This window comes from Ferrimonas sp. SCSIO 43195, assembly GCF_023716685.1.
Lineage (GTDB): Bacteria > Pseudomonadota > Gammaproteobacteria > Enterobacterales > Shewanellaceae > Ferrimonas > Ferrimonas kyonanensis.
Genome location: NZ_CP072679.1, coordinates 1,018,792 through 1,041,088, shown reverse-complemented (window position 1 = coordinate 1,041,088; position 22,297 = coordinate 1,018,792). Strand labels below are relative to the sequence as shown.

At 56.3% G+C, this 22,297-nt stretch carries 17 protein-coding genes; 12 read left to right on the top strand and 5 right to left on the bottom strand.

All coding sequences use genetic code 11. The features are described from left to right. Nucleotides 1-16 precede the first annotated feature (16 nt). On the bottom strand, nucleotides 17-1,552 hold the full coding sequence (gene caiT, locus J8Z22_RS04975) for an L-carnitine/gamma-butyrobetaine antiporter (protein ID WP_252009179.1): 1,536 nt from the start codon (nucleotides 1,550-1,552) through the stop codon (nucleotides 17-19). Nucleotides 1,553-1,776: 224 nt separating this feature from the next. Beyond that, nucleotides 1,777-2,718 (bottom strand): hypothetical protein, encoded by a 942-nt coding sequence (locus tag J8Z22_RS04970; protein ID WP_252009176.1) that lies wholly within the window; start codon nucleotides 2,716-2,718, stop codon nucleotides 1,777-1,779. A gap of 686 nt (nucleotides 2,719-3,404) precedes the next feature. Between J8Z22_RS04970 and fixA the strand changes: the two genes are divergently transcribed. The 11 genes from fixA to J8Z22_RS04915 all read left to right on the top strand — a co-directional run bounded on the left by fixA (nucleotide 3,405) and on the right by J8Z22_RS04915 (nucleotide 16,458). Then, nucleotides 3,405-4,178 carry a putative electron transfer flavoprotein FixA gene (gene fixA, locus J8Z22_RS04965; protein ID WP_028113885.1) on the top strand — a complete coding sequence of 258 codons (774 nt, stop codon included), beginning with the start codon at nucleotides 3,405-3,407 and terminating at the stop codon, nucleotides 4,176-4,178. Between the two features lie 16 nt (nucleotides 4,179-4,194). Beyond that, nucleotides 4,195-5,136, top strand: a complete 942-nt coding sequence (locus tag J8Z22_RS04960) for an FAD-binding protein (RefSeq protein ID WP_028113886.1) — start codon at nucleotides 4,195-4,197, stop codon at nucleotides 5,134-5,136. A 72-nt stretch (nucleotides 5,137-5,208) separates the two neighbouring features. Further along, nucleotides 5,209-6,498, top strand: coding sequence for an FAD-dependent oxidoreductase (locus J8Z22_RS04955; protein WP_252009173.1), 1,290 nt, complete (start codon nucleotides 5,209-5,211; stop codon nucleotides 6,496-6,498). Continuing rightward, a complete protein-coding gene (locus tag J8Z22_RS04950) occupies nucleotides 6,495-6,782 on the top strand; it encodes a 4Fe-4S dicluster domain-containing protein (protein WP_028113888.1) in 288 nt (95 codons plus the stop codon). Before J8Z22_RS04955 ends, J8Z22_RS04950 begins: the two co-directional genes overlap by 4 nt. A 373-nt stretch (nucleotides 6,783-7,155) precedes the next feature. After that, a complete protein-coding gene (locus J8Z22_RS04945) occupies nucleotides 7,156-8,472 on the top strand; it encodes an MFS transporter (protein ID WP_028113889.1) in 1,317 nt (438 codons plus the stop codon). Between the two features lie 324 nt (nucleotides 8,473-8,796). After that, a complete protein-coding gene (caiB, locus tag J8Z22_RS04940) occupies nucleotides 8,797-10,017 on the top strand; it encodes an L-carnitine CoA-transferase (RefSeq protein ID WP_028113890.1) in 1,221 nt (406 codons plus the stop codon). Between the two features lie 116 nt (nucleotides 10,018-10,133). After that, nucleotides 10,134-10,985, top strand: a complete 852-nt coding sequence (locus J8Z22_RS04935; RefSeq protein WP_028113891.1) for a MaoC/PaaZ C-terminal domain-containing protein — start codon at nucleotides 10,134-10,136, stop codon at nucleotides 10,983-10,985. An 82-nt stretch (nucleotides 10,986-11,067) separates the two neighbouring features. Then, nucleotides 11,068-12,624, top strand: a complete 1,557-nt coding sequence (locus J8Z22_RS04930; RefSeq protein ID WP_252009170.1) for a BCCT family transporter — start codon at nucleotides 11,068-11,070, stop codon at nucleotides 12,622-12,624. Between the two features lie 168 nt (nucleotides 12,625-12,792). Further along, nucleotides 12,793-14,457, top strand: a complete 1,665-nt coding sequence (gene ettA / locus J8Z22_RS04925) for an energy-dependent translational throttle protein EttA (RefSeq protein WP_028113892.1) — start codon at nucleotides 12,793-12,795, stop codon at nucleotides 14,455-14,457. A gap of 403 nt (nucleotides 14,458-14,860) precedes the next feature. Beyond that, the gene (gene caiA / locus J8Z22_RS04920; protein WP_028113893.1) at nucleotides 14,861-15,997 is read left to right on the top strand and encodes a crotonobetainyl-CoA dehydrogenase; all 1,137 of its coding nucleotides are present in this window, start codon (nucleotides 14,861-14,863) and stop codon (nucleotides 15,995-15,997) included. Between the two features lie 107 nt (nucleotides 15,998-16,104). After that, nucleotides 16,105-16,458 (top strand): PilZ domain-containing protein, encoded by a 354-nt coding sequence (locus J8Z22_RS04915; RefSeq protein ID WP_028113894.1) that lies wholly within the window; start codon nucleotides 16,105-16,107, stop codon nucleotides 16,456-16,458. Between the two features lie 42 nt (nucleotides 16,459-16,500). Here the strand turns inward: J8Z22_RS04915 and radA are convergent, their stop codons facing one another. Then, nucleotides 16,501-17,868: a DNA repair protein RadA gene (gene radA, locus J8Z22_RS04910; protein WP_252009167.1), complete on the bottom strand. Its 1,368-nt coding sequence runs from the start codon at nucleotides 17,866-17,868 to the stop codon at nucleotides 16,501-16,503. A 181-nt stretch (nucleotides 17,869-18,049) separates the two neighbouring features. Between radA and J8Z22_RS04905 the strand changes: the two genes are divergently transcribed. Continuing rightward, nucleotides 18,050-20,401 (top strand): PilZ domain-containing protein, encoded by a 2,352-nt coding sequence (locus tag J8Z22_RS04905; RefSeq protein ID WP_252009165.1) that lies wholly within the window; start codon nucleotides 18,050-18,052, stop codon nucleotides 20,399-20,401. On the opposite strand, the gene J8Z22_RS04900 is transcribed toward J8Z22_RS04905, so the two are convergent. Together J8Z22_RS04900 and serB are read right to left on the bottom strand one after the other, a co-directional pair. After that, entirely contained in the window at nucleotides 20,343-21,287 is a 945-nt protein-coding gene (locus tag J8Z22_RS04900; protein WP_252009163.1) for an alpha/beta fold hydrolase, read from the bottom strand. The two genes, J8Z22_RS04905 and J8Z22_RS04900, sit on opposite strands and share 59 nt — an antisense overlap. A 55-nt stretch (nucleotides 21,288-21,342) precedes the next feature. Further along, entirely contained in the window at nucleotides 21,343-22,212 is an 870-nt protein-coding gene (gene serB, locus J8Z22_RS04895) for a phosphoserine phosphatase SerB (protein ID WP_252009161.1), read from the bottom strand. Nucleotides 22,213-22,297 lie beyond the last annotated feature (85 nt).

Below are 22,297 nucleotides of genomic sequence, written 5' to 3'. Positions count from 1 at the left end.
GTCACCCAAATGGAATTTAGTCCGACCACTTGTTCTTCTTGGCGTCCTTAAGGAAGGACGTAATCACCAAGATGTTGACAATCACCAGTGGTGCACCGCCGGCAATAATCGCCGTCTGCAGAGGCTTCAGGCCACCCAGAGACAGCAGCACGATGCCGATAACACCCACCAGAATGGACCAGCCCACACGAATCCACACTGGTGGCTCGTTGTCGGCATCCACACCCTTACAGGTGGACATGGCCAAGGTGTAAGAACAGGCGTTGATCAGAGTCACGGTCGCCAGGAAACACAGGATAAAGAAGCCCCACATGGTGATGGTGCTCATAGGCAGAGCGGCCCAGGTCTCGATGATGGCCCGAGGTGCGCCATGCTCCTGGATAAGCTGTCCCATGTTGATGAGGCTGTTGTGCATCAGGTTAACGGTGTTACTGCCCAGAATGGTCCACAGGAACCAGGTAGACGCAGTCAGGCCACCCACCATGGTCAGACACAGCTGACGCACGGTACGACCACGGGAGATCTTGGCCAGGAAGATGCACATCTGGATGCCATACACCACCCACCAGGCCCAGTAGAATACGGTCCAGTCTTGTGGCCAGCTGCCTTCACTGATGGAGCTGGTGTAGAACAGCATGCGTGGCAGGTAGCTGAGCATTACGCCCACGGACTCGGTGAAGTAGTTTACGGTGAAGCTGGTGGCGCCGATGAGCAGTACCCACACCAGCATGATGATGCTCAGGTAGCTGCGCAGGTCACTGGCAATCTTGATGCCCTTAGTCAGACCAAAGGCCACACAAACGGCGTTAAAGATGATCCAAACGGAGATAACGAAGGTATCGACTTCAATGGTACGAGGAATGCCAAACAGCCATTGGATACACTCGGTCACCAGAGGCGTCGCCAGACCCAGGCTGGTGCCCATGGCCAGAATCAGTGCAACCACATAGACGTTATCGATAATGGAGCCCAGAACGCCTTTGTGATGCTTGCCCAGAACCGGCTCCAGGGTACCACTGGGGCGAACCACATCCATCTTCTTCACGAACAGGAAGTAACCCAGGGCAACAGTAAAGAAGCCATATCCCATCCAGGGCAGAGGACCCCAGTGGAACAAGCTGTAGGCCACACCCAACTCTTTGGCCTGAACCGACATGGATTCCAGCTCAAAAGGAGGATAAGTCAGGTAGTAGTAAGCTTCCAGAGAGCCCCAGTACAGTACCGCCGCAGAGGTACAGGAGGCAAACATCAGGAAAATCCAACTTCCGGTACTGAATTCCGGCTTTTCCTGACCGAGGCGGTTATTGGCGTAGGGACCCCACACCAGCCAGGCCCAACCGATGGCCAGAGCGATCATATACCACTCAAATGCCCACCCCCAGGAGTGAGTCAGGTAGTGAAACACGGAACTGATGGCTTGGTTAGCCGCATCCAGGTCTCGCACAGTAAAATAGGAGAGCAAAATCACAATCAGCAAAGATGGGAAGAATATGGTTGGTTCAATCCCCACCTTTTTCGGCTGTGTGCCCTTTACAGCTTGTACACTGTCCATCCTAAAATCTCCATTCCAGTTACCTCGTATATTCTGGAGGCAACAAGTTTGATTTCTTTTATTTAATTGACCTTTTCACTAGACAAAAAGGTCTCCGTGACAACATCGATATTGATATTGACAATATTTACTTCGATTTATAATTTAGCTGGCAAAGAGGTCTAAATTAAAAGTACTTAAATACTCACTCTCTTAAAAATGAAATCAGTACTGCATCTCATTTATCAGAAATAATATTGAAGATTTATGTTGAAACGACCATTCCAGTCATCGCTGCTCTGCTCGAGGCCCAGGCTATTGCCACCCAGCCACAGAGTGTTCTTGGCATTGTAATAATCTACATAGACAAAGAAGCTCTTATAAGAGACAGAGAAACCGGTGGAGTTCAGGATTGAGTCATCGAAGCCCGCTTGATCCGGCTGCAATACACTGTAGTCGTTATAAACCGTAATTGTGCCCCAGCTCATTGGGAACTTCTTCGCAATATTGGCGGTCAGGATTTTGCCTTCGCTGGCCACTTCATAGAAGCCGGTCACGGCACCGATGCCAATTTTATTGGTATCGACACTGCCGTCGTCATACTGATCGAAGCTGTAGTCCAGGTACTGCAGTTGCAGACCCCAGTCGCCGTAGCTGAAATCACCGTGTGCGGCCCAGGTCAGGGTGTCACCGGACTCATTCTCAACACTGTTGTACAGTTGTCCGTACTCCAGCGATGCGCCCAACAGCAATTCGTAACCTTCACCGCTGAGACGATAGGACTGACGCAGGTCGAAGGTATTACGCTCTTCGTTATTGTAGGTGTTGTCACCGATGGTGCCCGAGCCCACGGTACCGGCGTAGTTCCGATAATCACTGCCGCTGTAAGTTGAGCCCTGGTGGAAAGAAAACTCAGTTTCCCATGGCCCTTTTACGTAGCTCAGGTTGGCACCCACACCCCAGTCATCTTCAAAACCCAGGTAGTAGTTCAGGCTGTACCACCAGTTGTGAGAAGCAAAGTTCTTGTTACCAAACGCCTTGTCAACCACACCCAGTTTGAAGGTCAGATCTTCGCTGGCATTCCAGTAAGCATAGGCGTACTTCAGGTAGTCGTAGGAATCGGTAAAGCGATACTCTGCCGTCACCCCGTAATCATCGAAGTTCTCGGAAAGTTTGATAGCGAACATATTGAAGTCAAAGTCGCCGGACGTGGCTTTTGACGTCTCACTATAATCTTTCCAATTGTAATTAACCCGAACATTACCCGCTACCTCAACTGCTGAAACTGATTGGCTAACCAGTAATAAAGCAATGGGTAAAGACATTATTTTCTTATTCATCCAAATCACCTCCATTTTAGGTTGATTGCATTATGCATATCGGATTTCAGGAAAAAACAGCCCCAGGTCACACTTCCCCTTTAGCGAGTAAGGTTAATACGAGCATTTCTTGAAGCTGGTCACACTTTGTCGGCCGATATTTATTTTTAGAGCAAAAATCACTCACCACAAAATGGCTCGAACGGTATTTTTTGTGACACAGATAACATTTGCACTGTTCGAACGCCGGTTTCGATTGCTCTCAAATCGGGTACGGCGGTATTAATTAAAAACAGGAAACGGCAGCACACAAAAATGCAGGAAATGAATATTTTTACTCCCACAAAAAACGGCAGTAAGTTTTCTTTTCACCGCTTTTTAAGTTTGCTTGTTTATACAGTGAGACTCACGAACAACATTCGAGATATAGCGCAAAAAACACCGCTATCCTCGCTATGAATTTCGGGTCACACACCTAAGGAAATAGCGCCAGGCGTTCACTGAATTGAACCCGGCTTAGCCTCAAACATTGCGAGAATCACACTGGAGAGACAATGAAAATTATTGCGTGTTACAAGCTGGTTCCTGAAGAGCAGGACATCGCCGTAACCTCCGACGGCGCCATCGATACCAGCAAAGCCTCCCTGAAAATCAGCCAATTTGATCTCAGCGCGGTAGAAGCGGCGGTACAACTGAAAGCCGCAGCCGGTGAAGGACACATCACCGCCCTGAGCATGGGCGGCAAAGCCCTGGAGAACCCAAAGGCCCGTAAGGACATTCTGTCTCGTGGCCCCGATGCCCTGACCATTGTGGTCGACGACAGCCTGCAACAATCGCTGCCCCATCAAACCGCGCACGTATTGGCGGCTGCCGCGGCCAAGTCAGAGTTTGACCTGATTCTTTGCGGTGACGGCTCTGGCGACCTGTATGCCCAACAAGTGGGCTTGCTGCTAGGCGAAAAATTGGGCCTGCCCACCATCAACGGTGTTAGCAAGATTCTCTCCAGCGACGCCGGCATCCTGCGGGTTGAGCGAGAGTTGGATGACGAGGTTGAGGTACTGGAAATTGCCCTGCCCGCCGTGGTCTCGGTTTCTGCCGACATTAACGAGCCTCAAATCCCATCCATGAAAGCGATTCTGGGTGCGGCCAAAAAGCCCACCACCACTCTGAGCCTGGCGGATCTGGCTCTGGAAGAGCAACCGGCAGTGGCTGAACTGGTCTCCATCAAGGCGCCGGAACAGCAACAGCGCCAGCGTCACATCATTGAAGGCGACGGCGACGACCAAATCGCCGAATTCACCGAGCTACTGCGTAAAGCCGCCAACTAATTGAGAGGAATTGAGAATGAGCAAACTGGCAAATGTATGGGTCTTCAGCGACGTTGACTCACGCCTACCGGAAGTGATCGCTGGCGGCTTGCAACTGGGTGACAAAGTCAGCGCCCTGGTACTGGGCAGCGATGCCGATGTCGCCATGGCTCACAGCCTTGGCGCCCACCAGGTCTTCCACCTGGGAGAGAAACCAGACACCCGCATCGTCGAAGACTACGTGGACACCATGATCCACGCTGCCGATGCCCATGGCCGCCCCGAACTGGTTCTGATCGGTGCAACCCGCCGTGGCAAAGCCATCGCCGCCAAACTGGGTGCCCGCCTGCAAGCCGGTGTCTTTAACGACGCCAGCGAACTGACGATTGCCGACGCCAAAGTAAAAGCCAAGCACATGGTCTACGGCGGTCTGGCACTGGGTGAAGAAACCCTGTGCTCTCAAACCGCCATCGTGACCCTGGCCAACGGCGTTTTTGAACCTGCTGCAGCCACTGGTGCCAGCGGCGAAACCGTGGCTCTGGAGTTTGTTGCTCCGAAACACAGCATCACCTGTGTCGAGCGCCGCCAAAAAGCCGGTCAAGGCGTGGATCTGGGCAAAGCCAAGCGCGTCGTCGGTGTTGGCAGCGGCATCGTCTCTCAGGACAACCTGAAAAAAGCACAAGAGCTGGCTTCACTGCTGGGTGCTGAAATGGGCTGCAGCCGCCCCATCGCCGAAACCGAGAAATGGATGGAGCGCGAACGCTACATCGGTGTCTCCGGCATCATGCTCAAGCCGGAACTGTACTTTGCCGTGGGCATCTCTGGTCAGATTCAACACATGGTGGGCGTCAACAGTGCCCAGACCATTGTGGCCATCAACAAAGACAAGAATGCACCGATTTTCCAGTACGCCGATTACGGCCTGGTGGGTGATGCCGGCAAGGTGATCCCAGCATTGATCGAGTCTCTCAACGCGTAACCATTGTTCATTGTCAACATTTTGGCCCAAGGACGGGCCACGGACGACTCAACCTGAAAGAGTAACACTATTATGTCTGAAGAAGCCTTTGACACCATCATCGTCGGAGCGGGGGTAGCCGGTTGCATCGCCGCCTACGTTCTGGCCAAGGGTGGAGCCGACGTCCTGGTCATCGAACGAGGCAACTACGCCGGCTCAAAAAACATGACCGGCGGCCGCCTCTATGGTCATAGCCTGGAGCGCGTCATTCCTGGCTTTGCCAGTGAAGCCCCCATCGAGCGCAAAGTCACCAAGGAGAAAGTGACCTTCCTGACCGACGACAGCGCCGTCACTCTCGACTACCACAACGGCCGCGATCAAAATGCCCTGCAGGAATCCTACACCGTACTGCGCGGCGAGTTTGACCAGTGGCTGATGGCCAAGGCCGAAGAAGCCGGGGCTCAATTCATCACCGGCATTCGCGTCGACAAGATTCTGACCGAAAATGGCAAAGTGCTGGGCGTGGAAGCCGATGGCGACGAACTCACCGCCAAAGCCGTCATCCTGGCCGAGGGGGTTAACCCGGTACTGGGCGAACAGCTCGGTATGGTCTCCAAGGTGAAAGCCAGTGCCATGGCCGTCGGTGCCAAAGAGCTGATTGAGCTCAGTGAAGCCCAGATTCAGGACCGCTTCAACGTCAGTGGTGACGAAGGCGCTGCCTGGCTGTTTGCCGGTTCGCCCTCCAATGGTCTGATGGGTGGCGGATTCCTGTACACCAACAAAACCACCGTCTCGCTCGGTGTCGTCTGTGGCCTTCATGACATCGGCACCTCCAGCAAAACCGTGCCGCAGATGCTGGAAGACTTCAAAAATCATCCAGCGGTTAAACCGTTGATCGAAGGCGGCAAGATGATCGAATACTCCGGTCACGTGGTTCCGGAAGCCGGCCTGCACATGGTACCGAAACTGGTGGATGATGGCGTACTGATTGTCGGTGATGCCGCCGGTTTCTGTCTCAACGTTGGCTACACCGTTCGCGGCATGGACTTGGCCATCGCTTCCGGCGAAGCCGCCGCTCAAGCCATTTTGACCGCTCGCGAAAACAGCGATTTCTCTGCAACTGGCCTGGGCAGCTACCAGACCCTGCTGGAAGACAGCTTTGTCATGAAAGATCTGAAGCTGTATCAGAAACTGCCCGCCTTTATGGAAAACCCACGCATCTTTAACCAGTACCCCAAGATGGTCGCCGACATCATGCAAGAGATGTTTACCGTCGATGGCAGCGACACGCCGCCGATTCGGAAAATGCTGATGAAGCACTGCAAAGAGGTGGGTTACCTCAATTTGATTAAAGACGGATTCAAAGGAGTCACGGCACTATGAGCAATTCAGTGAACGTCGACGTCAAACTGGGTGTGAACAAGTTCTATGTGGATGAAGGACACCCGCACATTGTCCTGAAAGACAACCCCGACATGAACGAGTTCAAAAAGCTGGTTAACGCCTGCCCGGCCGGTCTGTACAAGCTGGCTGACGACGGCACCCCCCGCTTCGACGCTGCCGGCTGTCTGGAATGTGGCACCTGCAAATTCCTGTGTGGTGACACCATTCTGGAAAAGTGGGAATACCCACGGGGCACATTCGGTATCGAGTACCGCTACGGCTAAGAATGCAGAGAGGCAAAGAGATTTGCCTCTCTTATTTCTATAGTGAACGGTCACTAAATACGTTCCTCTTAGAAGGGGGGCAAAACTAAATAGACCGTTCCCAGACTGAATCACAGTCAACCACCACTAAATTAAGCAGCAAGAAACTGTAATTTACAGTACAGAATAAGCACTAAGAGAGACATTAAATTCAGTATTTGTTAGATCATACACGGTTAGCAATGAAGGGTTTTGATAACCTCTACTGGATTGAGTTGACACTGGAGTGACACGATCGGTTTTTAAGCAACACAGCAATGGAAGAGCTAATTATCACCACTATTTAGGGACAATAAACTCCACCGTCTTTCTGTGCAGAATTTGAGGGCACATAATGAAAAATGCGAAAAAATTCGATGACATGGAGTTTACCCCACTCCACAGAAAGATCATGCTCTGGGGCAGTGGCGGCCCCTTCCTAGACGGTTATATCCTGGTCATCATCGGCATCGCTCTGGAACAATTGATTCCACAGATGCAACTGGACTCCAACTGGATTGGATTGGTGGGCGCATCGACTCTGGTCGGTTTGTTCGTCGGCACCGCCCTGTTCGGCTACATCGCCGATCTGTTCGGCCGCAAGTTGATGTTTCTGATCGACATCATCGCCATCGGCGCCCTGTCCATCGCCACCGTTTTTGTCTCCTCCCCGATGGAACTGGTGATCATGCGCTTTCTCATCGGCGTGGTCATTGGTGCCGATTATCCCATTGCCACCTCTATGGTTGCCGAATTTTCTCCGACCCGACACCGAGCGTTTACCATGGGGTTCATCGCCCTGATGTGGTACGTCGGCGCCACCTGTGCCAACGCCGTCGGCTATATGCTGTATGACCTTGAAGATGGCTGGCGCTGGATGCTGGGCAGCGGTGTCATTCCCTGTCTGGTCATTCTTCTGGGCCGCTTCCATCTGCCGGAATCCCCCCGTTGGCTAATGCAAAAGGGCCGAATCGAAGAGTGCAAACAGGTGATGGCCACCTACTTTGGCAAAGAGATCGCCCTGGATGTGGAGGAGAAAAAGCCCACCCGCTACCGGGATATTTTTGAAAAACGAAACCTCAGAATGGTGATATTTACCGGCACCATCTGGAGCTGCCAAATCATTCCCATGTTTGCCATTTATACCTTTGGGCCGCAAATTATCGGCTTATTGGGACTTCACGATGGCAAGGACGCGGCGTTAGGAAACATTCTGATCAGCGCCTTCTTTATTGCCGGCTGCGTTCCCGCCATGTACTGGCTCAACTCCATCGGCCGCCGGCCACTGCTGATTGGCAGTTTCGCCATCATGACTGCCGCCCTGGCGGTATTGGGCATCGTTCCCAACCCCGGCATCGGCCTGGTGATTGCCGCCTTTGGCCTGTACGCCTTTTTCTCCGGCGGCCCCGGAATTCTGCAATGGCTGTACCCCAATGAACTGTTCCCCACCGAGATACGCGCCTCCGCCGTCGGTGCGGTCATGGCCTTCAGTCGCATCGGCACCATTCTGTCCACCTATGCTCTGCCGCTGTTTATGGCCAAGTACGGCGTGTCCATGACCATGCTGATGGGGGCGGTCGTCTCCCTCGTTGGCTTCTTTATTTCGGTCACCATGGCACCGGAAACCCGAGGGTTGGCCTTGAATGAAACCAGCTCGGCAAAATTTGGATAAGGTGTCTCTATGCCAATGAATAAAATAAACATACTTTATAAATAGAGTGGTTATGTAAATAATCAAAGCTCCATTTATTTATAGCAAATTAACTTATAATAGGCCTGCCGGATACACTGACCGGACAGGCCTTGCTCGCCTCTAAAACAATAAAGAAACAAAGAGCACAAATACCTACAACAAATAAAAATAAAATTACCAAACAAAAAACGTGACCCAAAGTGTATTTTTATTAGTCACAGACAGGTAATGTCCACTCTCGAAATTAGTTAAAAATAGAACAAAACCTTTATTTAACTCACAGACGAATAAGGACGACGCGCTATGACTGATAAAATTGAAACGCCTAAATTCGGCCCACTCACCGGTGTTCGAGTGGTCTTTTCCGCCATGGAGATTGCCGGTCCTTTTCCCGCCCAGATGATGGCCGAATGGGGCGCCGAAGTGATCTGGATAGAAAACGTCGCCTACGCCGATACCATTCGCGTACAGGAATTCTACAGCCAGTTTTCGCGTCGTAACCTTCACAGTCTGTGCTTAAACATCTTTTCCGACGACGGCAAAGCGGCTTTCCTGAAACTGATCGAAACCGCAGATGTCTTTATCGAATCCAGCAAAGGGCCGGCGTTCAGTCGCCGCGGCATCACCGACGACTTGTTGTGGCAACACAATCCCGCCCTGGTGATCGCCCACCTGTCCGGCTACGGCCAATGGGGCGAAGACAAATACATTAACCTGCCTTCCTATGACCACATTGCCGGTGCCTTCAGTGGTTTTCTGATTCAAAACGGTGAAAAAGACCAACCCATTCCCCCCTTTCCCTATACCGGTGATTACATCAGCGGCATGACGGTACTGAGTTCAGTGCTGGCCGCCTTGTACAACGCCAAGGCCACCGGCAAAGGGGAGAGCATCGACGTTGCCATGTACGAAGCCCTGCTGCGAGTCGGTCAGTACTACATGGTCGACTATTTCAATAACGGCAAACTCTACCCCAGATCAACACGCGGCAAGGATCCGACTCAGGTCGGCTGTGGCGTATACAAGTGCAACGACGGTTACATCGTCATGGACCTGGTGGGCTGGAAACAGATTCAGGGAATGCTGACGGTCATGGGCGAAGATCATCTGCTGGGCAGCGATGACTACCCAGAAGGGATTCAGGGGATTCGGGCCGACAGCCCGGCAGCCGACTACCTGGAGGAAAAACTGGATCAGTTCTTCGCTGGCCGCAGTATCGAAGAGTGTGAAGCCCTGTTTGCCGAACTGGTGGTTGCCGGGACCCGGGTCCTGACCATCCCGGAGCTGGAATCACACCCACATTACGTCGCCCGGAACAATTTCATTGAATGGCAAACTCAGGACGGCGATACCGTCAAAGGCCTCAATGTCACTCCAAAATTTAAAAACAACCCGGGTAAAGTCTGGCGCCCCATGCCCAAACGCGGCATGGACTCGCGCAGCATCATGTCCGAATTGGGTTACTCCGACAGCGACATCGCCTCTCTGATCGAACAGGGGCTGTTAAAAACCGACGATCAGTAAACCGGTTTCACTTTCGCAATGCAGTCGGCCAGGGACGGCCACCCCTTGATGGCATCAACGGGGCTGCGGACGTTACGACTTCAGGAGCCCTGACTCCTATTGAGAGAAGATGAATTATGGCTATCAAGCTCGAAACTATCGGCCAGACCTACGGCCCGTATCATACTGACTATGACATCACCCAGTTGATCGTGTTTGCCCTGGGCAGTGGCGCCGCCAGCGACGGCAAAACCGACCTGGACTGGGCCTACGAACAAGATCTGCGGATTAACCCTGTGTATCTCGCCACCATCGTCGCCTCCGATAAGGTCACCGCCGACATCGATTTTGGCTTTGACTGGGCCGGCATTCTCCATTGGGGAATCGACATGCAGATTCACAAACCGCTGCTGGAAACCAGCGGCACCCTGTCCACCAACATCACCCTGAATGCCCTGTATGACCGGGGTGAAGGACGGGGCTGCCTGGCTCAGAAGATTGCCGAAACCTACGACCAGCATGGCGATAAACTGCTGACCATCGATAACTGGGACTGCGCCATCTACGATGGTGGTTTCGGGGGCGAAAAAGCCCCCAGAGACATCGTCGAGATCCCCGACCGCCAGCCGGACTATGAGATCGACGAAACCCTGAGCCTCAACCAACCGGTGATCTTCCGCCTGCTGGGCAACTATCACCCTCTGCACGTTGACTGGGACTACGCCCAGAAGTACGGCTATGATCGGCCCATCCACATGGCGCTGGCGGTATCAGGAATGGCCTGTCGCCACATCTGCAATACCCTGCTGGAGCGCCAGCCACAACGGTTGACCCGGTTCAAGCTGCGCTTCACCGGCGTCAGCTATCCCGGCATGACGGTTACCACCCAGATCTGGCGCTGGGACGATCACTCGGTTCGATTCCGGGTGATCGATAAAAACAACCCAGACACCGTGCTGCTTAATTTTGCCCTGGCAGAATGGCAGTGATCCCCAGGGGCGGGAGTCACTCCCCGCCCCAGTTCTGCCCGACCGGGCACATTGTCCCCCTAACCCGCTTTGGAGAGCAGCAGTGAGTACTATTCCGTCTACGGAGGCACGCCTCGGCTATGGTGCGTCATCCCTTTTGCCGAATATCGACACCTTCAAGTTTTTTGGCGCCTTTACTCTGGTGTTGCTGGGCACAGTGCCCATGCTGCTCTACCCAGACAGTTCAAAAACCCTGATTTTCTCCCTGTTCCAATTCATTACCCAGGAACTGGGCTGGCTGTACATCATGGCCGGGATCGGCGCCTTCCTGTGGTGCCTGTGGCTGGCTTTCGGCCCCTATGGCAACAAGGTATTGGGCAGTACCCCCGAATACTCCGACTACAGCTGGGTGGCGATGCTGGTGTGTGCCGGTGTCGGCTCCGGCATCATGTATGGCAGCATGCTCGACTGGGCCCACTTGTCTAACCTGGGTATCAACGGCACCGAAGTCGGCAGTGCCCAGGCCAAGGAATGGGCCTCGGCCTACGCCATGTTCCACTGGGGGCCCATCGCCTGGGCCATGTACGCCACCCTGGCGATTCCCATCGCCTACTCGTTTCACGTGAAGAAAACCCCGGTACTGAACATCTCCCAGTGCTGCCATTTTGTACTTGGGGATCGGGTTAACGGCCCGGTGGGCAAGGTCATCGACATTCTGTTTATGATTGGCCTCATTGGTGGCGCCGCCACCTCATTGAGCCTGGGCGCCCCGGTGATTGCCGCTGGCATCAGTGTTCTGACCGGCATTCCCAATGGCCTGCAGATGGAAGTGCTGGTGCTGTTTTTGGTCACCGCGGTGTTCGGGATGAGTGCCTTTTTTGGCATTAAGCGCGGCCTGCGGGCCATGTCAGACATCAACGTGGTGCTGTCGGTGGCACTGCTGGCGTTTGTGCTGCTGACCGGGCCGACGGTCTTCACCATGGAGATGGGGGTCAGCACCCTGGGGCGGGTACTGTCGAATTTCGTTGCCATGGCCACCAATATGGATCCCATTGAAAACTGCGGCCTGATCTCCAACTGGACCGTGTTTTACTGGGCCTGGTGGGCCTCGTTTGCACCGTTTATGTCTATTTTTATTGCCAAAATATCCCGCGGCCGCACCGTCAAAGCCACCATACTGGTGACCCTGGTGGCCGCCTCCAGCGGCTGTGCCGCCTTCTACATCATCTTCGGCAACTTTGGATTGCACCTGCAGCTGTCCGGTCAGCTGGACGTGGCCTCCCTGGTTACCCAGTTCAAAGGCGGTGAGGTGATCGTACGAATGGCCGAGTTTCTGCCGTTAACGCCGCTGTTCATTGGCACCTTCTCACTGGTGTGTGGCATCTTCCTGGCCACCACTTATGATGCCGTCAGCTACGCCCTGTCCGCGACCACCACCGCCCACCTGACTCCGGACCAGGAGCCGGCCCGTTGGAATCGTCTGTTCTGGGCCTTCGTGTTAAGCCTGCTGCCGCTGGGCATTATGGTGGTCAACGGCCCGCTTGAGGTACTGCAGACCGCCACCATCATTTCGGGACTGCCGATCATGGGGGTCGTCACCCTGGGAATCGTCTCCTTCGTCAAAGAAGTGAAGGCCACCGGCTGGGCGCAATCTCGCTGATTCCCCCCCCTTGTCGCCGGAATCCGGGCTCTGCTACTGGATTCCGGCGCACGACCCAGTATCATAGGCGCCATTCCAATGACGCTCGCCAGCACGCTGGGGAACTCCGGAGTCAACCACCGGAGCCGGCCTGACTGGCACTGATTGATTTTTGATATAGGAAACTCCATGGCACAGTTCATCTATTCCATGCTCAGAGTGGGTAAGGTGGTTCCACCTAAGCGCCACATCCTCAAAGACATCTCACTCTCGTTCTTTCCCGGCGCCAAGATCGGCGTACTGGGTCTGAACGGTGCCGGTAAATCCACCCTGCTGCGGATCATGGCCGGCGTCGACACCGAGTTTGAAGGGGAAGCCCGGCCGATGCCCGGCATCAATGTCGGCTACCTGCCTCAGGAACCGCAGATGGATCTGGAAAAGACCGTCCGCGAAGTGGTCATGGAAGCGGTCAGCGACGTGGCCGGCGCCATCGCCCGCCTCAACGAGGTGTACGACGCCTATGCCGCCGAAGACGCCGACTTTGATGCTCTGGCCAAGGAGCAGGGTGAACTGGAAGCGCTGATCGACGCCAAAGACGGCCACAACCTGGATAACGCCCTGGAGCGCGCCGCCGATGCCATGCGCCTGCCAGAGTGGGACGCCAAAATTAAGGTGCTGTCCGGTGGTGAACGCCGCCGGGTGGCCCTGGCCCGTCTGCTGCTGGAAAAGCCGGACATGCTGCTGCTGGACGAACCCACCAACCACCTGGACGCAGAGTCCGTAGCTTGGCTGGAACGCTTCCTGGAAGAGTACCCGGGTACCGTGGTGGCCATTACCCACGACCGTTACTTCCTCGATAACGCCGCCGGCTGGATTCTGGAACTGGATCGTGGCGAAGGGATTCCGTGGGAAGGCAACTACTCCTCCTGGCTGGAACAGAAAGAGGCCCGTCTGGAGCAGGAAGCCGCTCAGGAAAAGGCACACATGAAGTCAATCCAGAAAGAGCTGGAGTGGGTGCGCCAGAACCCCAAAGGCCGTCAAGCCAAGAACAAGGCCCGTCTGAACCGCTTCGAAGAGTTAAACAACACCGACTATCAGCGCCGTAACGAAACCAACGAGTTGTTCATTCCGCCGGGTGAGCGTCTGGGTGACAAGGTGCTGGAGGTCAATAATCTGACCAAGTCCTACGACGGTCGGGTGCTGATCAACGATCTGTCGTTTTCCGTTCCCAAGGGGGCCATCGTCGGCATCATCGGTGCCAACGGTGCCGGTAAATCGACCCTGTTCCGCATGCTCAACGGCAGCGAAAGTGCCGACAGCGGCAGCATCGAACTGGGCGATACCGTCAAGATCGCCTCCGTGGATCAGTTCCGTGACTCCATGGACGACAGCAAAACCGTGTTCCAGGAGCTGTCCGGTGGCCAGGACATTCTCAAGATTGGCAGCTTTGAAATTCCGTCCCGAGCCTACGTCAGCCGCTTTAACTTCAAAGGCACCGACCAGCAGAAGCGCGTCGGCGAATTGTCCGGTGGTGAGCGCGGCCGTCTGCACCTGGCCAAGCTGCTGCAGGCCGGCGGTAACATGCTGCTGTTGGATGAGCCCACCAACGACCTGGATATCGAAACCCTGCGGGCACTGGAAAACGCCCTGCTGGAATTCCCTGGCTGTGCCATGGTGATCTCCCACGACCGTTGGTTCCTCGATCGCATCGCCACCCACATCCTCGACTACCGGGATGAGGGGCAGGTTAACTTCTACGAAGGCAACTACAGCGAATACCGCGAGTGGATGAAGAAGACCCATGGCGCCGACGCCCTGGAGCCGCATCGCATCAAGTACAAGCGCATCGACTGATCCCCCAAGGGCCGCCACGGCGGCCCTTGCTCCTCTCCAATAACCACAAACTAGATTTATCCCATTGTTTTAACTGAACAACTTTCACATCAGCACTCCCCCTCTCTGACCGAAATATCTTGCCATTAGCAAACAGAAATCCAATCTGAGTTCACCTGTCACGACCATGAAAGTGTTATGCTAGTGCTCTGAATCGATCACTGCCGTCGTCACGTCGATGACGGTTCCTTACCTCGTCCGCTTCGTCCAACACCAGACAGGCCGATGCTAACCGCCCGTCTCAGATCGGTACCCGGACGCCGATGTAAGGGGATCAACCTGAATTTGGAAGCCTGTGACTCCCCGGCACAGCCCCAGGAATGGACACCTCGCTTCCCTCGATTGCTTTAGCGGTGAATGACATATGAACTACAGACTGACCCACGAACAAGAGCTGTTTGTCCAAGGGGTACGCAACCTGATGGAACGGGAAAACTGGGAACCCTATTTTGCGGAATGCGATGACACCAACACCTATCCGGAGCGGTTCGTCAAAGAGTTGGCGAACATGGGTCTGGACAGTCTGCTGCTGCCCGAGGAACACGATGGTTTTGATGCCGGCTTGCTGACCCTGACCGTGATCTGGGAAGAGCTGGGCCGCCTTGGCGCCCCCACCTACGTGCTGTATCAGATGGCCGGTTTCTCCACCTTCCTGCGGGAAGGTTCCGAAGAGCAGATCAACAAGCTTCTGGCGCTCAGGGGCACCGGCAAACAGATGTGGAACTCAGCCATTACCGAACCGGGGGCCGGCTCTGACGTGCGCAGCCTGCAAACCAGCTACCTGCGTAAGAACGGCAAGATCTACCTCAACGGCAGCAAGTGCTACATTACCAGTGCCGCCGGCGCCGCCTACCTGGTGGTGATGGCCAAAGACGCCACTTCAATGACGCCGGTGTTCTCCGAGTTCTTTGTCGACATGAGCAAGCCTGGCATCAGCGTCACGCCACTGCCTAAGCTGGGCCTGAAGATGGACAGTTGCTGCGAGGTGGAGTTTGACCAGGTGGAACTGGAGGAGAGCGACCTGTTTGGTACCGAAGGCAACGGCTTCGAACGGGTCAAGGAGGAGTTCGACCTGGAACGCTTCCTGATCGCCTGCACCAACTACGGCAGCGCCTACTGCGCCTTTGAAGATGCCGCCCGCTACGCCAATAAGCGAGTCCAGTTTGGCCAGCCCATCGCCCGGACCCAGTTGATTCAGGACAAATTTGCCCAGATGGCCATCAACCTGAACAACATGAAAAACATGCTGTATCAAACCGCCTGGAAAGCCGACAACGGCATGATGACCGCCGGTGATGCCGCCATGTGCAAACTCTACTGCGCCAAAGCCGCCTTCGAGGTGGTGGACGAGGCGATGCAGGTCTTTGGCGGCTCGGCCATTACCGGTGAGCACCGCATCAGCCGCTTCTGGCGCGATCTGCGGGTGGACCGGGTCTCTGGAGGTTCGGAAGAGATGCAGCGACTGACACTGGGGCGGGCGGTGCTCAAAGAGTACGCCTAACACCGTGTTCAAAGGGTGACCGGGTTGGCGATTCTGCGGCCTGGTTGCTGTTTCTGCTCTGAAGTTAACCCTATACTCAGGGTATCGACATCAGGAGCACGAAACCGATGGAAGAACGGCGACACTTTACCCGGGTGCAATTTATGGGGCCGGCATTATTGTGGCAGGGCCAACGGCAGTGGTCGACCCGAGTGCTGGATCTCAGCCTGCACGGCATTCTGTTGGCCAGACCCGAAGGGATGACCGTAGAACTGAATCAGACCATGACGGTGCATGTGCCGCTCAGCGACACCGTCACCATCGAGATGCAGGGCGCAATCCAACGGATCAACGCCCAATCGCTGGGGCTGGTGTGGGACAACATCAACGTCGACAGCCTGATCCATCTGCGCCGGCTCATCGAGCTGCACAGCCCCACCTCCATCGACAAGGAGTTGGAAGAGCTGTGGATGGAGATCTGAACCCCCTCTGCCGCCGCCAAAACGCTTCGGGCCAGATCGACGTCAAATCGCTTCCAGCGCCTGCTCCAACTTAGTCACCCCGATCACCTCCATGCCGGCGATCGGCTGCCGGGGCACATTGCCTTTCGGCACGATGGCGCGGGTAAAGCCATGCTTGGCGGCTTCATTGAGGCGCTCACCGCCGTTGGGTACCGGCCGAATCTCACCGGACAAGCCCACTTCACCAAACACCACCAAATCTCTGGGCAAGGCATGATCCCGAAAACTGGAGACCATCGCCAACAACAGGCTGAGATCGGCACCGGTTTCGGTGACCTTGACGCCACCCACCACATTGGCAAACACATCCTGATCGGACATCTGCAGGCCGCCATGACGGTGCAATACCGCCAGCAACATCGCCAGCCGGTTCTGCTCCAGTCCAACGGCAATCCGTCTGGGGTTGCCCAACTGGCTGTGATCCACCAGCGCCTGCAGCTCCACCAGCAGCGGCCGGGTTCCCTCCCAGATCACCAGCACCACCGAGCCCGGTGCCTGCTCCTCACCGCGAGACAGGAAAATCGCCGACGGGTTGGCCACCTCTTTCAGCCCCTGACCGGTCATGGCAAAGACCCCCAGTTCATTGACGGCACCAAAGCGGTTTTTGTGACTGCGCATGGTGCGGAAACGGGAATCGCCTTCGCCATCGAGCAGCACCGAGCAGTCGATGCAGTGCTCCAACACCTTAGGCCCGGCCAAGGAGCCGTCTTTGGTAACGTGGCCCACCAGGAACATGGCAACGTTATTCTGCTTGGCGAAGCGGGTGAGATAGGCGGCACTCTCCCGCACCTGGGCCACGCTGCCCGGTGCCGACTGGACGTCGGCCATGTGCATCACCTGAATGGAGTCGATCACCATGATCGCCGGTTTCTCTTTCTCGGCGATGTGGCAGATCTGCTCCACCGAGGTTTCCGACAGCATTTTCAGCTTATCGGTGGGCAACGCCAGTCGGTTGGCCCGCATCGCCACCTGCTGCAGCGACTCCTCACCGGTCACATAAATGGCGTTCATGCCCTGGGACAGCCTGCACATGGTCTGCAGCAGCAGCGTCGACTTACCGGCCCCCGGGCTGCCCCCAATCAGGATGGCCGAGCCGGGAACGATGCCGCCGCCGAGCACCCGATCCAACTCACTGAAGCCACTACCGAACCGAGGCAACTCTTCCAGGTTGATCTCATTGAGCAACTGCACTCCGGCTGACGCAGCATCGCCGGCATAGCCGCTGAAACGATCGCTGCGTCCTTTACTTGTCGCCCCCAGACGCACCTCCGTCAGGGTATTCCAAGCGCCACACGCGTTGCACTGCCCCTGCCAACGCGGATGATCGGATCCACAGTCGTTGCACACGTATGCCGATTTCGCCTTTGCCATTTTGTCCCTCAAGCGCTGCTCTTAACCTTGTCTTCTGGCTGGATTTCGGCCCTCTCTGCTCTTACCACTGCACCAAAGCAGGCAAAAACTGAGAGCCAACCAACCGCTTATGCATCGGATTATATACGGCAACCGCCTGAGGGGTTACACTCTAGCGATCAGAAGGTTGAATTTTGTTCCCATGGAAGACCATAACGATCTTATAAATCAGCTCATTCCATTACTGCAAGACGCCAGTTTTGACAGCCTGCTCGACCAGGCAACGTCCCACCTCAGCAGCTCCGACCGCTTTCTTGTCCGCATGGAGTTACGGCGGCTGAATCAGGATTGCCAACGGAAAATCGACCTGAGCGGCCACTGTGCCCAGGAGACCCGCGAGGTGGAGATCTGTGGGGTCAGCCACCGCCTGGATGAAGAGGCCGAGCAGTTTTTGCAGCAACAGATCGAGCTGTATGAGGGGCGCTATACCGTCGGGGCATACGAGGCGCTGCTGGAGTCCCTCAAGCCCGACAGCAACGACCCGGCCCCCCTCGACTCGGACAGCGACCAACCGGCCCGGCCGCCGCGCATGGATCTGCTGCCCATGGGGCATTACATTCGCCGTCGGGAAACCCGCCACACCTTCTCATCGCCCATCACCCTGTGGCAGCCCAATGGCGCACCGGTTTCCGGACGCACTCAGGATGTATCGATTCGGGGTGCCAAGATTAAAACCCAGCGGCCCTGGGTACTGGATCCGGCCCAGCCGGTGATTGTCAGTTTCACCGAGATCGCCAGTGAGTTCACGGTGCCGGAACTCAAACACGGCGTCAGCTACCAGGTGATCGACACCCAGCCGGCCGACGATCACACCCAGATACGGCTGAGACGGGTGGACAATACCCCCAGCCTGGATCAGACCTTTGAGCGGATTCTCAGTGTCAGTCGATTGCGAACCCGCCCCGAGCTCAACCATCTGCTGTCTACGGCCAAAAGTCGTGGCTATGAGCGCCAGTACCTGCCAAGGTTGGCGTCGGTTCCCATTGCCATGTCACTGAAAAGCGGCAAATTGCAGCCGTCCATGGCGCTGCAAACCGAATCCAACCGCAACCACCTGAATTACTGGCTGGATGAACGTGGCCACAGCCAACTGTGCTCGGCCCTCACCGAGGAGCGTCTGGCCAGGCAACTCAAGCACCCTGGCGAACTGGCTCACCAGTTGTTGTTCAGCTTTGTCCACCACCATGACAACCACAAGCTGTTCTTCTCGGCGACCCTGTTTGAACTGGAGCGGCAGCAGATGAGCGCCTGCTTCTTCAAACACGCCAGCCGCAAGAGCGGATTCCGGGTCCACCGTGTTAACCTGCATGCCATCAGTGAACGGGATAAAGAGTGGGCCAGTCATTCGCCGGTCAACGGCCGCCCCAGCGACGCCCTGGTGCGGCAGCAGATCAACGGCATGTCGCTGTTGGTGCATCTGAGCAGTCAGGCCCCTGGCGACCACAGCGGTTTTGCCGACTACGACTCCGACTGCCACATCAACCAGCTGCGCCAGTTTGGCCAGAAGCGAGTGTCGGACATGGATCCTCGCCCCCTGCCCTGCCAACAACAGGAGCTACGGCGAGAGCCTCGTTTCTCGCTGCAAACCCGAGTGCTGGTCACCCACAAGCGCGATGAGATGGTGGCCCTGTCGGTGGATGTGTCACCGCGAGGGCTGAGGCTGGATATGGAGCAGACGGTGGACCTGCCGCTGCATGACACCCTCAAACTGGAGTTTCCCGAGTTGCAGCCACTGGCGGGTAAACTGAAGTTGAAACAGCTGCCCTATGAGCTGGTGCGCAGCCAGCAGGACGGCAAGACCCTGCACCTGAAAGCGGTGGAGGACGAACCGCACTCCGGAGTGGTGTTCCTGTCTCACCTGCTGAGTCAGAACCGGGATAAGATGGTGCAGGTCGGCAGCCAGATTCAACATCGTCAGCTGTTGGAAGGGGTCAAGAACTTGGTGCTAAAGCGCTTGTACTCTCTGCCGTTTTTCATTCACAAGCGCCAAAGCAAGCTGCACGCCAACCTGGCTGGCAACAGCCTGCTGCCCAGTCCGGCGCTGCAGTCGCTGACCGACCTGCACGGCCTCAACCTCGACGCCATCCTCAACAATGAGGTGGTGCACACTCAGTACGATCACATGGCCCGCAGCCGCAACGAGGAGCCGGCCTGGCAGTCGACTTTGGTGCTGCACTGGCCACCGGAGCGGGACCAGCGCCAGGTATGGGCTTTGTCTGAGATTGGCAACTCTGATCAGGTTCGGCTCAAGCTGGCCCAATTGCATGGCGACGGGCACCTCAAGGTCGTCAGCCTACAGCTGGACCGGGCACAGAAACCGGATCTGGATTACTTGCAGGCCGAACTGGCCGCCATCAGCACCCACGCCCTGCACCGGGCCAAAGAGCTGGAAGAGATGCTGTGGCAGATCGCGGTCATCGGTGAACTGCGGGACATCACCCCTGAGTTTCTGCTGCAATATCGCCTGCCCATTGAGGCTGCTGCAACCAGCTAAGGACATTAGGAAACAGCTCGGCGGCGGCATCCCTATGGGTCAGCAGCCCCGCATGGTCGTAGTCTCGGCGAAAGCCCTGACTGCGGCCAAACACCTGGTACTGAGCCTGTCCTGCCAAGCCGCACTCCTGCATCAGGTCATGCACATCTCTGGGATTGCCCAGGGCACGATCGCCGGCTCCGGCCGCAAACCAGGTCACCGGCCAGCGCCCCTGGCGCACCAGCGTTCGGGCCGCATCGCCGTAATCGAAACCATCGCGCTCGTCCAGCCACTGGCGCTGGCTGATCCAGGGCAGCGAGTCCAGCAGGAACCGGGTTGACTGATCATCCATGCCGACCCGTAACCGTTGCAGCGGCAGGTAACCCAATTTCTCCCCCAACCAGGGGAACAACCGTTTCCACGCCAACTCGATCTTCAACAACCGCTCCGAACTCCAGCTGCGCACGGTACGCTTGGAGGCAAACAGCGACAGCGTCTGCACCTGGCGAAGCAATTGCGGGTAACGGGCCAGCGCGGCAATCATCAATACCCCGCCCCAGGAGTGGCCGACCCAGTGCACCGCCCCGCCGTGGCGCTGATGCAGCCACTGCTGAACCAGGGGCAGTTGTTCACTGATGATCTCGTACTGGCCATGGCTCTCTTTGTGAGCCAGGGGCGGGTGGGACAGGCCATGACCGTAGCAGTCCAGCACGTACACCAGATAGCCCTGATCCGCCAGATAACAGCCCAGCCCCTTGCCTTTATCGCTGTAAAACACTCGGCCGTTGCTCATGGCGCCGTGCACCATCAGCACCACCCCTTTGGGTGGCGACTGCGGGGTCAGCACCTTGAGGTGCAGGCGGCCGTTCCGATAGTTCAGATAGTCGGATCCCTGACTGTGTTGCATGGCTCTCTACTGCTCATTAACTGCGAGGCCACTGATTAGACCAGAAAAACGTGAGCTAGATCAACATTGCCAGCACCGCATCCAACCCTAATTGGCTCAAATGGGCGTCGGCTCGGGCCGCCACCGCCGGCTTGGCCCGAAAGCCGACACCCAGTTTGGCGGTCTCCATCATCGGCAGATCGTTGGCCCCGTCTCCCAGCGCCAGCCACTGGCTCGGTTCAATGCCATACTGCTGCCCCAGCCGCCGCAGAATCAGCGCCTTGGTCTGGGCATCGACGATGGTGCCGGTTACCTCGCCGGTCAGGCGCCCGTCTTGTTCCTGCAGATCGTTGGCCTGAAAATAATCCAGCTGCAACTGCGCCGCCAACACCGAGGCGATGCGATTAAAGCCGCCTGAGGCCAGTGCCACCCGCCAGCCCGCCTGTTGCAGGTGAGTCACCAGCGTCGTCAACCCCGGATTCAGCGGCAACTCGGCGGCAATCTCATCCAGTACCGATGCCGGTATTCCCGCCAGTTTGGCCACCCGCTGACGCAAGCTCTGCTCAAACCCCAGTTCACCGCGCATGGCCGCTTCGGTGACAGCGCTGACCTCCTCGTAAACGCCACCGGCGCGGGCGATCTCATCGATGCATTCGATATCGATGGCGGTGGAGTCCATGTCCATCAGCAACAAGCCGGGCCGAGCCAGCACCGGGCCGTCGGTAGCCAGACACAACAGCTCGCCCTCAACCACCTCGGGCAAAGAGGTCAACGGCTGTTGCAGCGGCCAGCGGGCGACCTGATAGCCAGCCACCTCACTGCGCCAGGCGTTCGCCAGCGACACCCCCTGAGGCAGTGGGCTGGCTTCCAGTGCGGCGACGCTGCGACAGATCAGCAGCAACTGCCAGGGGTGGCTGACGGGCGTATGGCAATCGGGGCGACTCATTAGACTTCCTTTCGCTTAGATTTTCAGGGAGGTAACCTTGTCGGCTGTTATTTTTCAACCAGAGTGGTTAGGATCACAGAAGGAT